Here is a 14,815-nt window from a genome sequence, read left to right on the forward strand (position 1 = left end):
TTAACCCTTAGCGTTTTTTTTTTTGTCCTCCCATTCGGCGGTGTTAAAACCCGGGCGCGCTATGGCCCCCCCCCGGGGGGGCCCCCCCCGGGGGGGGGCACCCCCGCCCGACAGACCGTTACCGTACGGCTCCGGCCAGCCGTTCGATCTCGTCGAGGTCGTCACTGGTCGGGTAGGCGTGCCCGTAGTGGACCGCGGTCTTCGCCGCGCCGCAGACGCTGTGGCCCGGCACGACGTTGTTGTTGAAGAGCTTGTCGATGTGTTCGTCAGCGATGTCTTCGAGCCCGGCCGCTTCGGAGGCCCCTGGCGTTCGCGACCAGTGCGTCGTTCCGGCGGCCGTTGTCGTGCACGGTGCCGTACGACCGGTCGAGGTCCGTGGGGCTCGACGCGTCGTTCTGGTGGGCGCAGCGGCAGCCGCTCGGTGTCCACGGTCCGCGCGGCCTCGAAGCCACGTGACCGGCTCAGCCGACGGGCTGGCCGACAGCCTTGGGGGAGGGGCCGTACTGGTTGGTGCCCGGGGTGCTGTCCACTGTCATGCCGACGAGGTAGAGGATGGGGCCGACGGCCGGGATCAGGGCGATGAGCATTCTCCAGCCGGACTTGCCCGTGTCGTGCAACCGGCGGACGGAGACGCTCAGCATCGGCACGATGAACGGCATCAGCAAGACGCTGAGCAACGGAACCTCGATCGCGAAACTGACTCGGGTGATCACGGCGGCGGCGCCCATGTACAGCGCCGAGAACCACCAGTACTCCGCGCGCCGTGCACGGCCGGAGAGCGTGGCGAACTTGAAGGTGAGGCACGTGCGTGCAGCATCGGTGAACGACATTCTGATCACAGCGGTCCTTTCGCGGAAGCGATCCGGATAGGGCGATCCGTTTAGTCGTGGTAGCGTAACACGGAAAGTGGATAAGGTGTTCCGATTACTGGGGATGGAGTTACCACTTGACCGAGGTCCTGGAGCTCCGCCGCAACTGATCCACGCGCCGACGCCGGCTTCGCCCTCGATGCCTGGTGCCGCAGCCGACGTTGCTACGACCAGGCGACGAGCACACCTTGCTCCCGAGGCCGCCGGCGCAAGCCTGTCGCCGGCCACGCCGGTGCGGACTGGCGCGATGGCGGCCGGCGCCGGACCGCCAGGTGCTCGATCTCCGGCAACGTGAAGTCCTGCCTGTTTCTCTACCGGTCGGCCATGCTGCGAGAGCTGTTCACGACGCGCCCTTCTCGCACCCGTCCGAGCGTCGGCGACGGGGATTTCTCGTGGCGCTGGTACTCCGTCACCGGCGGGCGACCGGCGGGGGTCCGCCGACGGGTGACTCCGCGACGTCCTTCGCCAGGCACGACGAGTCTGTGGACGCCGCGGAAACCCGGCGGGCCGGTTACACCCTGTCCGTTACCGCACTTTCAGGACGGTCTTGCCCAGGGCGTGGCCGGCTTCGACAGCGGCGAGAGCCGTCGCTGCCTCGGCGAGGGGCACGACCTTGGTGACGTGGGGGTCGAGGGCGCCGGATGCGACCAGTTCGGCGAGAGCGGAGAGCGCCTCCCCGTTCTGCTCCACCTGGAAGTAGCCGCCGCCGAGTTCGGACGCTGCTGTCGGATCCACAGCGGTGATGATCCCGGACTTGTCCGCGGCGAGATGGGCGACGGCGTACAGGGCTTCGCCGCCGACCAGGTCGAGGATGGCGTCCACGCCGAGCGGGGCGATTGCGGCAACCCGGTCGGCTACTCCTTCGCCGTAGGTGACGTGGGTGGCTCCGAGGGAGGAGACGAGCTCCGCCTTACCCGGACTGGCGGTGCCGATCACGGTGGCGCCCAGGTTGCGGGCGATCTGTACGGCGGCAACGCCGACACCGCCACCCGCCCCGTTCACCAGGACGGTGGCATCGGGCTTGAGGTTCAGCAGGCCTATGCCCTGGTGGGCGGTGGCCGCCGAGACCGACAGGGTCGCGGCGTCGGTGAACGACACGGAGGCCGGCTTGTGTGCTGCGGCCTGGACCGGCAGCAGCGCGTATTCGGCGTAGCCGCCGGCAAACGGCAGGGCCCCGAAGACCTCGTCTCCGATGGCGAACCCCTCGACCCCGTCGCCGATCTCTTCGACGACACCGGAGACCTCCGTGCCAAGGGTCGCCGGCAGCGTCAGAGGAAGGACCTCCCGCACGTAGCCGGCGCGCAGCTTCCAGTCGACCGGGTTCACCCCGGCCGCATGCACCGCGACCAGAAGCTGACCCGGCCCTGGAACGGGCCTGGGCAGGTCGACGAAGGTCTGTGTCTCTGGACCGCCGTATTCGGTGAAGATGTATGCCTTGGGCATGATGGCTCCTTGTTCTGTTCGATGTCGGGGCAATGCTTGGGAGAAGGGGCGGCCGCTTGGGCGTGGCCGTCGGGAGGCCCTCCGGGCCGAGGGCATCGCGGCCCACGGCGGCGTCACGGCGATGATCATCGTGGTCCGCCTCGACCTGGTCCGGCTGCTGCCGGTAGGGCGGCGGTGGAGGAATTCCCGGCGGCCGAGCCGCCGTTCGGAACTCGTCTCGGGTTTCTCGAACGCTCGCCGGGCGCGCCGGAGGCCCTCCGGACTGAGGAGCCTTCGGTGTGGTGGCGTGCGGTTGGCCGGGGCCCGTCTCCGTGTTGTCGGGCCTGGGGCGTTCGGATGACGCTAGAGCGTCCGGATCGGTTCGCCGTCGAGGAAGATCGTGTGCGTGTTGTAGAACGCGTCGAGGCCTTCGGGGCCGAGTTCGCGCCCGTATCCCGACTGCTTGACGCCGCCGAACGGCACCGCGAGATCGAGGGTGAGGCCGTTGTTGATCGAGACCGTGCCGCTGCGGATCTTGCGGGCGACCTCGAGCGCGTGCTGCTCGTCGCTGCCGTAGACGGCGGCGTTGAGTCCGAACTCGGTGTGGTTGGCCAGCCGGATCGCTTCGGCCTCGTCGCGGTAGGTGAGCACCGTGGTCACCGGGCCGAAGATCTCCTCCTGTGCGACCCGGGAGTTGGGCGACACGTCGGTGATGATGGTCGGTGAGACGTAGTAGCCCTTGTCGAACCCGGGCGCGCGGCCACCGCCGACGGCGATTGTCCCGCCTTCCTGTCGGGCCGTCTCGAAGAAGCCGAGGACCTTGTCGTAGTGCGCCTTGTTGATCATCGGGCCGACCATCGTGTCCGGGTCGTGCGGATCGCCGACCGTGACCCCTGCGAACGCTTCGGCCAGCGCCCCGACGATCTGGTCCTTGCGGCTTTCCGGAACGATCAGCCGGCTCGGGACCATGCAGGCCGCGCCGTTGTTGTTGCAGACATTGACCGGCAGCGTGGCGACGACCCGGTCGAGGTCCGCGTCCGGCAGGATCAACGCCGGTGACTTGCCGCCGAGTTCGAGCGTGACCTGCTTGAGCGTGGGCGCCGCGGCAGCGGCGATCTTGCGCCCGACGCCCGTCGATCCGGTGAACGTCACCTTGTCCACGCCCGGGTGGCTGACGAGCTCCTGGCTCTGCTCGGGACCGGCGGTCAGGACGTTGATCACGCCGGCCGGCAGTCCGACCTTGAGTGCCGCGTCCGCGATGTAGCCGGCGCTCAGGGGGGAGAAGTCGGACGGCTTCATGATGATCGTGCAGCCGGCCAGGAGGGCCGCGGGAATCTTGAAGGCGGCAAGGCCGAGCGGCGCGTTCCACGGCACGATCGCGGCCACGACACCGACGGGCCGCTTCTCTATGCGCGCGGTGACGCCGGACAGGCCGGTGCGGACCTCCTGGAGTTCGGTGGAGTCGGAAAGGCTCGCGTAGTAGCGCAGCAGGCCGGCGAAGGCCTGCGGGTTTCCGCGTGCGGCGCCGATGGCCAGCCCGGTCTCGGCCATCACCAACTCGGCGATGGCGTCCGTGTGCTGCTCGATCTCGTCGGCGAGCGCGAGCATGTAGTCGGCTCGCTCCTTCAAGGACAGCTGGGGCCACGGCCCCTCGTCGAACGCCGTCCGTGCGGCCTGCACGGCGGCATCCACGTCGGCACTGGCAGCCAGTGCGACCCTGCCGAAGGGCTCTTCCGTCGCCGGGTTGATCAGCGACTCCGAGCGGCCGTCCGAGCTCGGGCGCCACTCGTTGTCGATGAACAGGTCCCGCTCGACCACGGGGGCCGGATGACTCTGCAGTGCCATGGAGAACTCCTGTAGGTAGCAGCAGTTTGGACTTTTTCATCCAGTAAATTGTACGTCTGCATCCAAAATAACAGATGATTCCGTCCAGAACGGTAGGCTGGGTGCATGAGCACTCCAGAGGGCCTCACGCGCAAGGGACTGGCCACCCGCGCCCGCATCGTGGAAGCCGCCGCGGAGCTCGTCCTGGAACGGGGCGTCAACGCGACGACACTCGAGGACATCCGGGCCGCGACAAGGACGAGCAGGAGCCAGCTCTTCCACTACTTCCCCGAAGGGAAGCCCGACCTCGTCAGCGCGCTGTCGCAGTGGCAGGGGGCGCGGGTGTTCGACGCGCAACGGCCCTACCTGGACGAACTCGACTCCTGGGAGTCGTGGCAGAAATGGAGCCAGGCGATCGCGGCCTTCTATAGTGAGCAGCCCTGCTGGGGCTGCCCCATCGGTTCGATGGTCAATGAGCTCGTCGGCAGCCACGACCAGGTCGCCGCGTCGGTCGAGAACGTGTGGGCCGAATGGCAGCGCCTGTTCCAGGCCGGGGCCGAGCGCATGATCGCCGCGGGCCTGCTCCGGGCCGGCACCGACCCTCAGCGGCTCGGCCGCTCGATCCTCGCAATCCTGCAGGGCGGCCTGCTGATGACCAAGACGACCCGTACCGAAGAGCCGCTCCTCGACGCACTCGACGCGATCTTCCTCACTCTGCGAGCACACGCCGTCGATCCCCCACGCTGAGGACGACGAACCCCAAGCGGCGATCGGGCTCCGGCCGGCCCCGCCTGCCGCGCACGCCCGTTGTGCGTCGTGAACCGGAAACGCCCTCGAGTGCTCGGAGCGGATCAGTCGGTACCGAGCCGAGGCCGGGTTCTCGCGTCAGCCCAGGTCCATGCGGTCGAGAACGAATCGGTAGCGGGCATCACCACGCTCCGGGCGCGTGAGCGCCTCCTGGGCACGGGGCGATTGGCGTGTAGCTCATGGAAGTCGGCGAATACGCCGCTCACCCACGGCGGGAGCTGAGCTGCTTGCGGGACTCGGTGGCCTGGATGACGTCGGGAGCCGCGAGCTCGGCGGGAACCCTCGTCCGGATCGCGCCGCCGCAATGGGAAGCGCGGTGGCGCGATCCGGCTCTGATGGACGAGGGCAAGGCCCTGGCGCGGTCTCAGAGACTGAAGACGAGTTCGGCCTGGTCGCGCTTGGTGGTGTGCAACTCCCAGTAGACGGGGGAGATCTCCTCGGGCTGGGCGGTCGGGAAACCGGGGACGGCCGGTGTGCCGATCGACACGTCGATGCCGATGTGGGCGGCCTGGACGCCGGTGCCGTCCAGCTCCTTGTGCAGGTTGATCGCCCAGTTGCGCAGCGCGGCGGCTGCCGCGTTGACGTTGCCGACCTGCGGCACGGGATCGATGGAGCCCGCGCCGGTGGTGAAGAGGAGCGTGCCCGCGCCGGCCTCCCGCATCGCGGGCAGCACCGCCTTGGTGGCGGCGATGGCACCGTACAACTGGAACTCGATCTCGTGCTGTACGTCAGCCGGTTCGGCCGCGACCGGGGTGGCCAGCGCGGTGGCGAAGCCCGCGACCGGGGAGTACTCCAGGACGTCGACGCTGCCGAACTTCGCGGCGGCGTCCTTGAGGGACTGGGTGAGGGCGCCGCGGTCGAGGACGTCCGCGGGGAAGGCGGCGGCGGTGATGCCCTCGGCGGTGAGCTTGCCGACGAGATCGTCGAGCTTGTCGCGGTTGCGGGAGATCAGGGCGACGTCCAAGCCCTGGGAGCCGAAGGTGCGGGCGATGGCCAGACCCAGCTGGGGGCCGGCTCCGATGATGGCGATGCTGGTCACAGCGATCCCTTTCCTGCCTGAAGGCTGGTCGAAAATGCTGGTCAAAAGAAGCAGACATTCGGATAGGCCTATCCATATCAAGATCCGGATAGGTCCTTCCGGTCCGCTGTCGCCACCGTACCACCAAAAGTGGATAAGGTAATCCGGTTGCTAGACTCCCCGGTATGACCTCTGGCGCCCAGCATCCCGACGGCCCCGCCGCCCAGCCCCTGCGCAGCGACGCCGAGCGCAACCGTGAGCGGATCATCGCTGCCGCGCGCAAGGTTTTCGCACGTGATGGCCTGGGTGCCTCGATGGCCTCCGTGGCCCGCGAGGCGGGGGTGGGAATCGCCACCATGTTCCGTCGCTTCCCCGCCAAGGAGGAGCTGGTCGACGCCGTCTTCTTCGACCGTATGGACGCCTACGCCGATGCGGTCGCCGTTGCCCTGGACGACCCCGATCCCTGGCACGGTTTCGTCGGCTACATCGAGACCGCCTGCGCGATGCAGGCCGCCGACAGCGGCTTCGCCGATGTCCTGACCACGACCTTCCCCGCTGCGAAGGCCCTGGAGCGGCGCCGTAACGAGGCCTACGAGGGCATGGTCGAACTCATCGGCCGGGCCAAGGCGGCCGGCCGGCTGCGCGAGGACTTCGACTCCTCGGACCTGGTGCTGCTGCACATGGCCAACGCCGGTGTCGTCAACGCCACCGGCGACGCCGCCCCCGACGCCTGGCGGCGCGTCGTCGCCCTGCTGGTCCAGTCGTTCGAGACGCCTGCCCGTGGCCCGCTGCCCGCCTCGCCCGAGCATGACGCCCTCTACAGGGCCATGCTCCGCGCCGGTCCGGCGGTTGTTGCGGCGCCGGAGTCGGAGTCAGAGGCGGATGCGGTTGAGGGGAGCAACTGACTTGGGGTGCGCAGGGTTGAGGCGTTCCGATTGAAGTAGTATCAAGTGGAACGAGCATCCCACTTGGGCTCGGGCAACTGATGGGTGGCTTGCAGCAATGGAACGGCCGGAAACACGCGAGCTCGAGTACTTCGTCGCGGTCGCCGAGGAACTGCACTTCGGGCGGGCCGCGGAACGGCTCGGGATCGCGCAGCCGCCGTTGTCCAGGGCGATCGGCAGACTGGAACGCCGGATGGGCGTTCAATTGCTCACGCGTACCAGTCGTCGGGTTCTTCTCACGGAGGCAGGCGCGGAGTTCCTGGCCGAAAGCCGGAAAGCGTTGACCGCGGTGGACGTCGCGGTGTCCCGCGCCCAACGCGGCGGCCGCTCGCACCGGCTGGTGGTGGCCGCGCGACAGGGCACCGGGTCCGGGCTGCTGGCCAGGGTGGTGTGCGCTTATCGTCGCCTGCCCGGTGCGGCCGAGGTCGAGGTCGTGTTCAGCCGGGACCAGGTCGATCTGGTGCGAAACGGCGCGGCGGACATCGCGTTGATGTGCGGCCACGTCCCTCTTGACGGACTGGAATTCTCCGAGCTCGCCGAGGCGCCGACGGTCGCGCTGCTGCCGCTGGACCATTCCCTCGCGGCGAAACGGGCTGTTTCGGTTGCCGATGCCATGCAGGACGAGCTTTTCCGGCCGCTGTGGCCAAAGGACGCGCGGGAGATCGCGCTCGACGAGATCATCGAGCAGGTCGCGATGGGCGAACTGATCGTGACGTTGGGGGCGAGCGCGACCGACCGGATCGGATCCGCCGTCGTGGCCGTTCCCGTTGCCGACTCGCCACCGACACGGGTGATCCTTACCTGGCGGCAGGACGTCCCGGCCGCGACGCGCGACGCGTTCGTGCGTACCGCCCAGAGCGTGGCGGCCGGGATGTGGCCCTCTCAGCCGAAGACGCCCAGCTGGGTGGCGCCACCGTCGACGACCAACTCGAAGCCAGTGATGTAGGTGCTCTCGTCCGACGCCAGGAACAGGATCGCGTCGGCCTGCTCCTCCGGCCGCCCCCACCGGCTCAACGGGACCTGAGACGCGAAGTTCGCCATGAACTCGCGCCTGGTGTCGTCATCGGCCCCCTTCCCGATGCCGGGAGTGTCCGTGGTGCCCGGTGCCAGCGTGTTGACCCGGATCTTCCGCCCCTTGAGCTCGGCTGCCCATCCCCGGGCGAACGAGCGGACCGCGGCCTTCGACGCGCCGTAGACGCTGAACCCCGGCGCCGAGGTGCTTCCCGACACCGAGCCGACCAGCACGATCGACGCCCCGTCGTTGAGCAGCGGAAGGGCCTTCTGGACGGTCTTCAGCGTGCCTTTGACGTTGATGTCGAAGGTCTTGTCGAAGTGCTCGTCGGTGACGTCTTCGAGCTTCGCGACTTCGGCGGTCCCGACGTTCGCGACCAGCACGTCGATCCGGTGGCCGTCGCCACGCACGGTGTCGTACAGCCGGTCGAGGTCCGCGGGGTTCGACGCGTCGCCCTGGACGGCGATCGCGCCCACCTTCGCCGCAGCGGCTTCCAGCTCCTGCTGCTTGCGGCCGGTCATGTAGACCACCGCGCCCTCTTCGATGAATCGCTGCGCCGTGGCGAGTCCGATACCTGAGCTGCCGCCGGTGATGACAGCGACCTTGTTACTGAGCCTGTTCATGCCCTGAGTCCAACACCACTGACCTGCGGGAACAATGACGGTTTCGGTATCGCAGCGGTACCCGGCCGGTATCGGTTGTGCGTGGTCGTGGTGTTCAGCTCCGGTGTTCGTCCTGTCCTTCGCCCAGGACGACGGCGCTGGTGCGGTGGGTGTTGGCGTCCTGGAGGCAGCCGCGCAGCCGCAGCACGTCGTGCGATGTCAGGGCGGGGCGGATGACGCCGGTGTAGATGCCGTCGTCCATGCGGTTCAGGGTGGCGTTGTCGTTTCGGGCGGCGGTGGAGCGGCGGCAGGTCTCCCACAGGTCGGTCGCGGCGAGCTGGACAGCCGGGGCGCTCTGGTCGCCATGGGTCTGGACGCGGAAGACCATGGTCGTGCTCGCCGCGTCCGGCGCCTTTTCGGCCCGGGTCTGGGTCGCGTCCGCCAGGGCGGACCACAGCAGGGGTACCAGGAGCAGGCCGCCGACGGCCACCGCGACGGCGAGTGCCTTGCGGCCGGTGCGGGCCGGCGGTACGGCCGGGAGGCTCTCCAGGGGAGCGGTCGCGGTGAGCGGCGGGGCGGTCAGGGCCGCCAGGCGTCCGGCCAGGCGGCGTTCCGCGCCGGGTCGTGCGGTGGCTCCGGCCACTTTCTGGATGACCAGGGCGATCCCGGACAGGGCCGCGCCGGCCACCATGAGGACGGGGACGAAGACGAACGTGCGCTGTGTGCCGTTCAGTTCCGTCCGGTCGACGGCGGCCAGCCAGTTGAAGTGGTTCGGTACCGGGTCACGGGTCTGTTCGAGACGCTTGCGCACCTCCTCGACGCGGGCGTCGGAACGCTCCAGCCGGTCCTCCAGCCGGCTCAGGCGGGTGAGCAGCACGACGGTGGCGAGGAAGACCTCGATGACGATGAGCAGGGCGGCGGAGATCAGGGCCCGCTGCCATTCCCAGCGGGTCAGGTAGAGCACGGTGTAGTAGCCGGCGTAGACGGCCGACAGGCCGCCGAAGGTGTAGCCGATCAGTCTGATGGTCTTCATGCCGCCGACTCCTCACGGATCGATGTGGACTGCGGTGCCGCGCCGGTGCTGTCGTCGGCGCTCACCTCTCCTGTTCCGCCGTCCACGGTCAGCGGCGTGCCGGCGGGGAAGCGGTCGACCGCCCCTGGTACGCCCACCGCGGTGGGCACCCGGTATTCGCGGGCCAGCACGGCGAGGTGGGACAGGGCGCTGCCGGTTTCCGCGACGAGCCCGGCCAAGCCCGGCAGCAGCGGTGCCAGGGCCGGGTCCAGGGAACGGACCACGAGGACGGGGTGGTCGGGACGGTCGCCGTGGCCGTCCCACGCCGTACCCGCGCCGAAGCCGCCGCCGGCACCCTGGCCCTCGCCCGAGGCCCGGTGTCCGGGCGGGAGTTGGGCCACGGGACGGCCGTCCGCCAGGCGGAACGCGGTGGGCAGCACACCGGTGTCCTCCCGGGGCAGGCGCTCGTCGAGATCGGCCGGCAACCCCTTGCCGTCCGCCGCGTCGACCAGTTCCCCCCAGCGCAGCAGCACCAGTCGGGAGGACCCGAACCCGCACTCACCGGCGTCGACGCGTTGCGCGAGTTCCCGCACCATCTGCGCCTGCATCTCCTGCACCCAGCGGATGCGCAGCCGTAGTCCTTCCCGTACGGGCAAGGCGCCCACGCCCCGCGGCGCTGTCGTCCACCCGGTCTGTGCGGGCAGCGGAGGGCGGTCGCCGAGGGTGGGCGGCAGCAGGGCCAGCAGAACAGGGTGACGTTCCAGGAGCTGATCGTCGCTCAGGCCCCGCCTGCGGCCCTCCGTCAGTTCCGCGAGCGCTTCGCCCGCCGCGGTGGCGCCGCTGCCCGTGCCGAGCAGCGCGCCGGCCAGGGACTCCTGGGCGTGCAGGGACGACAGGACGTGCCGGCCCCACGCGACGGCGTCCAGCAGCTGACCGCTGAGCATCTCCCCGGGCGCAGGGAAGTCGGCCAGCTGCCGGTCCACGTCCGCCATCAGGTCGACGGCCAGCAGCGGCAGCGCCGAACGCAGCCGCCCGATCCGCCAGGCCGCGCCCGCCCGGCGGGCCCCCGGTGCCGGGTTGACGAAGTCCAGGACCGGGTGCGTAGACGGGATGGCGCCCAGCAGCCGCAGATCGGCGGCAGCCCGTCCGCCCACGGTGGTCACCACAGGCAGCTTGCGCAGCTGACGCCGGGACGCGGCGCCGGCGATGTCGAGGGCGAGGGTGAGGCCGTGGGACATCGGAGCCACCCACAGGTCCTCCTCCAGCGGCTGGAGCACCCCGGGCAGGGTCTCGGCGACCGGACCAGGGCCCAACAGGCGTGCACCATGCGGCGGTCGAGTCGCCATCGCGGTGATGGGCCGGGCCTGGAACAGCCACAGCTTTCCGTCGGCGTCGAAGCCGAACTCCATGTCCTGGGGTCTGTCGAACGCCCGCTCGGTCTTCTTGGCCAGGTCCACCAGCCTCACCCGCCGCCGGTGGGACAGGAGCCGGTGGCCGCGTGCTTCGGCCGGCTCGGTGCGCACCAGGCGGGCGAGGCGGGTCAGTTGATAGCGCACGCCCTGGGTGCTGCCGTCGACGAGTTGGTGCGGTCCGCCGGGCACCGCGCTGACGAGGATCCGGTCGGTGCGGCCCTCGACCGGGTCGGCGCCGAACATCACGCCCCCGACGGCGGATTGGAGCATCGGCTGCACCAGCACCGCCATTCCGTCACCGTCCGGGATGTCCTCCGGTGGGCGCAGCGGTCGTACCCTCCCGGCGGAGTCGAGGACGATCTGCACGGCGATGGTGAACTCCTCCCAGCCCCGCACATCCAGCACCGACTCGAACCGCCCCGCCATCGAGGAGTCCTCGGTGTCCTCGTGCGCGGAGGAGGAACGTACGACCAACGCCCGCTCCTCCGGGCCGGCCAGCGCCCGCCAGGCGGAACGCACCGCGTCCTCCCCGGTGGCCGCCCAGGGCGCCCGGCCGGCGGGCACCAGGACGAACCCCGGCAGCACGGGCAGCCCCGCCACGGCAGCACGGGCCAGATTGGCGGCCTTCGCGCCGGTGGCGGCCGCGTCCTCGGCTTGTTCGGCGTCCAGCGGTACGACCGCCAGTTCCGCACCCTCGAATCCCATGGGTCACTGCTCCTTCGAAGAGGTGATGAGGTGGATCGGCTCCTGTTCACGGAGCCGAAGGGCGGCGGCGGAGGCTACTGCGGCCGACGGCGCCCGCGCACCGGCGCGGCGACGCCTGAGCAGCCACACGAGACCGAGCAGTGCCACAGCCACGGCGGCGAGCACCGTCGCGCCGATCAGTCCGGCCTCGTGCAGGAAGTCGGTGGCGGCGGCGCCGGCGAAGTAGCCCAGAAGCACGTTGCCGATGCCCCAGATCAGCGAGGCCACCGTGCTGAAGAGGAAGAACCGGCGGTACGGCATGCCGGACGCCCCGGCGGCGAAGGGCAGGAAGGTCCGTACGAATCCGATGAACCGGCCCGCCACGACCGACGCCCCGCCGTGACGCGTCAGGAAGTCCTGGGCCTGCCCGATCCGGCTGCCGGGCCGTATTCGCTGGGTCAGCCGGGAGTTCGGGCGTCGCCCGTACCAGCGCCCCAGGGCGTAGCCGAGGCTGTCGCCGGTCATGCCACCGGTCACGACGAGGGCTGCGAGGAGCACAGGGTCGAGATCGCCTCGGCCCGCGATCGCGGACGCGAGGAGGATGACGGTCTCGCCGGGCAGCAGCACACCGATGAAGGCGCCGGTCTCGCCGGCCGTCACGGCGAACACGACGATGTACGTCCACCATCCGGCCGCCTCGATCAGGGCACCGATGTCCATGGCCGTCAGCCCGCTCGTCGCAGCGGGGCGGGTTCCGGGGTGTTCGTCGGCTCCGGCGTCCGGGTGCGTGTCCGCAACGGCAGCACCCGTTCCCGCGAATCCCCGGCGGCCAAGGCGTTCGCGCTCCCGTGGGCCTGCTTCTCCTTCTCGTGCGGGAGGTGTCCTGCGGTACACCACGCCAGAAGAGGTACGACCACGGCCGGCAGCGCAGCGAGCCAGGCGCTGCCCCCGGTCGACGCCGCCGCGACCGCCGCGAGCAGCGCGGTCAGCAGTACAGCTACCCGCGGCCAGATCTTCGAGGTGGCGGCGCTCACCGCCGGCACCATCAGCACGTACCAACCCGCCCGTACACCGGGCAGCGCCAGGTAGTCACCGAGCAGGGACGTCTCGTGCACCGGCCATCCCCGCGCGACGGCGAAGATGCCCAGACCGGCCGTGCCTGACAACCACAACGCGATGGCGAGACGCATGTAGACCCGCTGTTCCCGTCGGGCCAGCCAGAGCAGACTCAGCACCGCCAGGGGCAACGGGGCGAGGGCGAGGATCCAGGTCAGTGGCTGTGCCACAGCGTGGACGAACGCCGCTCCTTGTTCCGCTGCTTCGGTCCCGTAGGGGCGGAGACGGTCGGCGGCGGACGACGTCCAGCCGACCTCGGCGAAGGACCCCTCCTCGCGGACGGACACGGCGAGGAGGCCGGAATACACGAGCAGCGTCGCCGCCAGGCCCGCCGACGCGCGCCGCATGTTCCGCCGGACGTGCGCCGCCTTCGGCGTGGTCGGGCCGAGAACCGGCGCGCGCCGGGAGCCGCGGCTGCGGAGACCGCAGGCGGCGACGCAACTCACCGGGCCCCTCCGGCGTCGTGCGCCAAGCTCCTCGGGCGCTGCGTCCTGGCCGCTTCCCACAGCGGCATGACGCGTCGTTCGGTCTTCTTCCTCGCCGCGCTCGGCTGTGGGGAAGCGTCATCCCGAAGCGATACGGACTGGATCACGGCAGCCTCCTGACCAGTCGGGGGCGCGTCATCCGGGAGCGCGTCGACTGTTCCTTCTCGTTGATCAGGAGAAGTGGGAAGGTCGGTCCATTTATTTCTCGCACCGAGTGTGACGTGTGTCACGCGGCTGGGAGGGGCGGCGAACGTGCGCCTCGCCGAGGCCCTCGGCGCCTGGACGCAACCCCGTCCCGTCCAGGCGCCGGCGTGGACGTCCGCGTCCCCGCGGGGGCGTGTTCAGCCCCCGGTGACACGGGCGTTGACCCGTCGCATCCAGTCCCGGTCGGTGTGCCACATGGGGTGGTGCGGGGCTGCGTTGGAGGTCAGGACGACGCCCTGGAATCCCGCCGCGAGGCAGCGGTCGACGACGAACTCGGCGAGGTCCTTGCCGACGGCGTCCTCCTCGAAGCGTGTCAGGAGCGGGGTGTATCCCACGACGCCTTCACCGAGGACGGCGGGGACACCGCGGCGCCGGGCGAACTCGGCGACGGAGTCGACCCACCCGGCCAGCGTCTCCCGCATGGCGTCCCGGTGCGTCGCGTAGTTCTCGTAGAGCCACAGGTCCCAGCGGTCGGGGTCCACCCAGTCGTGTGCGTAGAACAGTTCGCGCGGGATCCCCGTGGCGGCCAGCCGCCAGGGCTCGTCCGGCTGGTAGTCGGCGAAGGCGGGCGCGTCGGGGCGCAGCATGGAGGCCAGTTCGGGGGTGGGCCAGGCGGCCGTCTCGGGCGCCGCCTCGGTGCCGTGGCCGAGTCCCACCGCCTCGTACAGCGCGCCGAGCACGCCGTAGACGTAGAAGTGGAAGTGCGCGATCTGGGCCTGCTCCGGCAGGTCGTCGAGCTCGTCGGGCCAGGGCTCACCCAGCGAGTAGGTGACGGGGATGTCGGGGTGGCGCGCCTGCAGCAGCTTCACCGCGCGTTCGAGAGGGCCACGCAGCCGGGCGTAGTGGCCGGGGGTGCCGTCGGCCGGCACCAGGTCGCAGTTGTCGACCTCGTTGTGCACCTCGACGTAGGCGACGCTGTCGGTCAGACCCCGCTCGGCGAGGAAGTCCAGCAGTCCCGCCAGCCCCTCGGCCACCGCCTCGGCGCGGTCCGGGCCGGGGACCGCGGCCAGGGCGCGGTGCCAGGCGTCGGTGTCGGCGAAGCTGGGGGACTGCTGGTACTCCCAGGACGACACGATCACCTTGCAGTCGTGGCGGGCGGCCGCCTCGAACAGCTCGACGAGGCGTCGGCGGCCGTCCAGCGGATAGCCGCCGCGCACGTTGTACCAGCGGGTGCGCTGCCCGAACTGCTCACCCAGGCCTCGGACTTGGAGCGAGTCCGGCTCGTCGACGCGCCCGGAGAACAGGAGGAAAGGCATCGCGCAGATGCGCACGGTGTTGAAGCCCCGCTCGACCGTCTCGGCGAACGCGCGGTCCAGGTCGGCGAACGCCTCGCCGGGGCCTGCCTGTGTGTACCAGCTGAAGTCCCACAGGGTGATGGCCATTGTCTGCTGCTGTGTGGTCATG

13 protein-coding genes are annotated in these 14,815 nt (G+C 70.2%); 3 read left to right on the forward strand and 10 right to left on the reverse strand.

The genetic code is table 11. From position 1 onward, the window contains the following. Positions 1-461 precede the first annotated feature (461 nt). From ACH4TV_RS12475 to ACH4TV_RS12485, 3 genes are all read right to left on the reverse strand, one after another. Entirely contained in the window at positions 462-830 is a 369-nt protein-coding gene (locus ACH4TV_RS12475; RefSeq protein WP_398397079.1) for a DUF805 domain-containing protein, read from the reverse strand. Between the two features lie 564 nt (positions 831-1,394). Continuing rightward, positions 1,395-2,312, reverse strand: coding sequence for an NADP-dependent oxidoreductase (locus ACH4TV_RS12480; RefSeq protein ID WP_398397081.1), 918 nt, complete (start codon positions 2,310-2,312; stop codon positions 1,395-1,397). A 342-nt stretch (positions 2,313-2,654) separates the two neighbouring features. Next, the gene (locus ACH4TV_RS12485; RefSeq protein ID WP_398397083.1) at positions 2,655-4,136 is read right to left on the reverse strand and encodes an aldehyde dehydrogenase; all 1,482 of its coding nucleotides are present in this window, start codon (positions 4,134-4,136) and stop codon (positions 2,655-2,657) included. Positions 4,137-4,241: 105 nt separating this feature from the next. Between ACH4TV_RS12485 and ACH4TV_RS12490 the strand changes: the two genes are divergently transcribed. Further along, positions 4,242-4,862: a TetR/AcrR family transcriptional regulator gene (locus ACH4TV_RS12490; RefSeq protein ID WP_398397085.1), complete on the forward strand. Its 621-nt coding sequence runs from the start codon at positions 4,242-4,244 to the stop codon at positions 4,860-4,862. Positions 4,863-5,286: 424 nt separating this feature from the next. Here the strand turns inward: ACH4TV_RS12490 and ACH4TV_RS12495 are convergent, their stop codons facing one another. Next, on the reverse strand, positions 5,287-5,961 hold the full coding sequence (locus ACH4TV_RS12495; protein WP_398397087.1) for an SDR family NAD(P)-dependent oxidoreductase: 675 nt from the start codon (positions 5,959-5,961) through the stop codon (positions 5,287-5,289). 164 nt (positions 5,962-6,125) lie between these two features. On the opposite strand from ACH4TV_RS12495, the gene ACH4TV_RS12500 reads away from it, so the two are divergent. Continuing rightward, positions 6,126-6,845 carry a TetR/AcrR family transcriptional regulator gene (locus ACH4TV_RS12500; RefSeq protein ID WP_398397089.1) on the forward strand — a complete coding sequence of 240 codons (720 nt, stop codon included), beginning with the start codon at positions 6,126-6,128 and terminating at the stop codon, positions 6,843-6,845. Positions 6,846-6,942: 97 nt separating this feature from the next. Then, positions 6,943-7,830: a LysR family transcriptional regulator gene (locus ACH4TV_RS12505; RefSeq protein WP_398397092.1), complete on the forward strand. Its 888-nt coding sequence runs from the start codon at positions 6,943-6,945 to the stop codon at positions 7,828-7,830. Here ACH4TV_RS12505 and ACH4TV_RS12510 read toward each other — a convergent pair. The 6 genes from ACH4TV_RS12510 to ACH4TV_RS12535 form a co-directional block, all read right to left on the reverse strand. Then, positions 7,767-8,519, reverse strand: a complete 753-nt coding sequence (locus tag ACH4TV_RS12510; RefSeq protein WP_398397094.1) for an SDR family NAD(P)-dependent oxidoreductase — start codon at positions 8,517-8,519, stop codon at positions 7,767-7,769. The genes ACH4TV_RS12505 and ACH4TV_RS12510 overlap by 64 nt on opposite strands. A 94-nt stretch (positions 8,520-8,613) precedes the next feature. After that, the gene (locus tag ACH4TV_RS12515; protein WP_398397096.1) at positions 8,614-9,531 is read right to left on the reverse strand and encodes a hypothetical protein; all 918 of its coding nucleotides are present in this window, start codon (positions 9,529-9,531) and stop codon (positions 8,614-8,616) included. Next, the gene (locus ACH4TV_RS12520) at positions 9,528-11,627 is read right to left on the reverse strand and encodes a PEP/pyruvate-binding domain-containing protein (protein ID WP_398397097.1); all 2,100 of its coding nucleotides are present in this window, start codon (positions 11,625-11,627) and stop codon (positions 9,528-9,530) included. Before ACH4TV_RS12520 ends, ACH4TV_RS12515 begins: the two co-directional genes overlap by 4 nt. Before the next feature lie 3 nt (positions 11,628-11,630). Beyond that, positions 11,631-12,326, reverse strand: a complete 696-nt coding sequence (locus ACH4TV_RS12525; RefSeq protein ID WP_398397099.1) for a DedA family protein — start codon at positions 12,324-12,326, stop codon at positions 11,631-11,633. A 5-nt stretch (positions 12,327-12,331) separates the two neighbouring features. Next, a complete protein-coding gene (locus ACH4TV_RS12530; RefSeq protein ID WP_398397101.1) occupies positions 12,332-13,168 on the reverse strand; it encodes a hypothetical protein in 837 nt (278 codons plus the stop codon). A gap of 380 nt (positions 13,169-13,548) precedes the next feature. Continuing rightward, complete coding sequence (locus ACH4TV_RS12535; protein ID WP_398397103.1) at positions 13,549-14,814, reverse strand: cellulase-like family protein; 1,266 nt, start codon at positions 14,812-14,814, stop codon at positions 13,549-13,551. Position 14,815 lies beyond the last annotated feature (1 nt).

Source organism: Streptomyces sp. NPDC020898 (assembly GCF_044333925.1).
Lineage (GTDB): Bacteria > Actinomycetota > Actinomycetes > Streptomycetales > Streptomycetaceae > Streptomyces.

Coding starts and splice junctions, on each gene's coding strand:
- ACH4TV_RS12505 (WP_398397092.1), top strand. CDS start 6,943: ATGGAACGGCCGGAAACACGCGAGCTCGAGTACTTCGTCGCGGTCGCC.
- ACH4TV_RS12510 (WP_398397094.1), bottom strand. CDS start 8,519: ATGAACAGGCTCAGTAACAAGGTCGCTGTCATCACCGGCGGCAGCTCA.
- ACH4TV_RS12535 (WP_398397103.1), bottom strand. CDS start 14,814: ATGACCACACAGCAGCAGACAATGGCCATCACCCTGTGGGACTTCAGC.
- ACH4TV_RS12520 (WP_398397097.1), bottom strand. CDS start 11,627: ATGGGATTCGAGGGTGCGGAACTGGCGGTCGTACCGCTGGACGCCGAA.
- ACH4TV_RS12515 (WP_398397096.1), bottom strand. CDS start 9,531: ATGAAGACCATCAGACTGATCGGCTACACCTTCGGCGGCCTGTCGGCC.
- ACH4TV_RS12525 (WP_398397099.1), bottom strand. CDS start 12,326: ATGGACATCGGTGCCCTGATCGAGGCGGCCGGATGGTGGACGTACATC.
- ACH4TV_RS12500 (WP_398397089.1), top strand. CDS start 6,126: ATGACCTCTGGCGCCCAGCATCCCGACGGCCCCGCCGCCCAGCCCCTG.
- ACH4TV_RS12480 (WP_398397081.1), bottom strand. CDS start 2,312: ATGCCCAAGGCATACATCTTCACCGAATACGGCGGTCCAGAGACACAG.
- ACH4TV_RS12490 (WP_398397085.1), top strand. CDS start 4,242: ATGAGCACTCCAGAGGGCCTCACGCGCAAGGGACTGGCCACCCGCGCC.
- ACH4TV_RS12475 (WP_398397079.1), bottom strand. CDS start 830: ATGTCGTTCACCGATGCTGCACGCACGTGCCTCACCTTCAAGTTCGCC.
- ACH4TV_RS12485 (WP_398397083.1), bottom strand. CDS start 4,136: ATGGCACTGCAGAGTCATCCGGCCCCCGTGGTCGAGCGGGACCTGTTC.